This window comes from Streptomyces pseudovenezuelae, assembly GCF_001513955.1.
Classification (GTDB): Bacteria; Actinomycetota; Actinomycetes; order Streptomycetales; family Streptomycetaceae; genus Streptomyces; species Streptomyces pseudovenezuelae.
On record NZ_KQ948173.1, the window covers coordinates 1 to 1,150 of the forward strand.

The 1,150-nt window shown below is 75.8% G+C and carries 1 protein-coding gene; it reads left to right on the forward strand.

Annotation, left to right across the window (positions count from 1 at the left end):
- Nucleotides 1-478: hypothetical protein (locus tag AQI94_RS44485; RefSeq protein ID WP_208611893.1), on the forward strand; the 478-nt coding region annotated here is incomplete at its 5' end.
- Between the last annotated feature and the right edge of the window lie 672 nt (nucleotides 479-1,150).

Sequence of the window (1,150 nt, forward strand, 5' to 3'; positions counted from 1 at the left end):
CGGACTGGCGGGCATCCTGGCCGCGTTCGGAGCCAGGACCCCCGCGGCTCCCGCTCCCGCTCCCGCTCCCGCGCCCGCGCGTCGAGCAGCTGCTCCCCGCCCTGCTCGTCCGGCCGTGCCCAATCCGCCGGCACTCGCCCCCACCGCCCCGGCCGGAGCCGCCTCCGTGCTACCGGTCGACCCCCAGACGCTCCCCGAGCGCGAGCAACGGCGCCGTGACGATGTGTGCCAGATGGTCAGGTCCCTGGGGACCTCCCTGCTCGTCTGGTACAACCAGCCGCCGGGACGCTGTGAGGCACTGGACACGAACCAGCCGAGCGACCGCCAGAGGTGCCCGGGCATCGCAGCGTTCGCCGTGCGCTTCCGCCGGGACGTGACCGAGGCGGACGCGTTCACCTGCGCCGCGCACGCCCGGCCCCTGGCCGCCACGGCGGACCGCGCGCCGTACATCACGGCCACGGTCTACCGGCTCCGGTAGAAACGAATTCCGCGCACCGCGCCAGACCAGCACTGCACACCGGAAATACCGCGTGCGCGCACGTTGAAGAACAACACCGCGCCAGCAACCAGCAAACCAGCGGACAGCGAAGGTACCCGCACGGAAACAACGCGTTGGCGCGGTCGACCAGCACCCGCCGGAGTACCGTCTCCGGCACCCCCGCGGCCCCTGCTCCCTCCCCCCGGAGCGGGGGCCGGTCCGCGCCCGGGAGCCGCCGCTCGTCCCGGCCGCGTTCGTCGCGTACGTCATCACGGACCGCTGTACGTCATCCGGTTGACGTACCGGGCCGCCCGTACGTCACCGCGCCTTCCCGGCCGGGGAGGACCGGCTCGTCCGCCGCCCTCCCGAGGGCCGCCTCGGGGGCCGCCTTCCCACTTCCCCCGCGCGCCTTCCCACTTTGCCGGGGGCCGCTCGTCCGGCTCGTCCGCGGCCCGCAGGGGAGCCGGGCGCCCTCGGTCCGGCGCGGGTCCCCCGAGGGCCGCCTCGGGCGCCTTCCCACGGAACGGGCCCGAAGTGGGATGGAGGCTCACCCGCCCTGACCTGCGCCCTTCCCACTCTGGCCCGGTCGCTCGTCCGGCTCGTCCGGGGTCCGCAGGGGGGCCGGGCGCCCTCGGTCCGGCGCGGGTCCCCGAGGGCCGCCTCGGGCGCCTT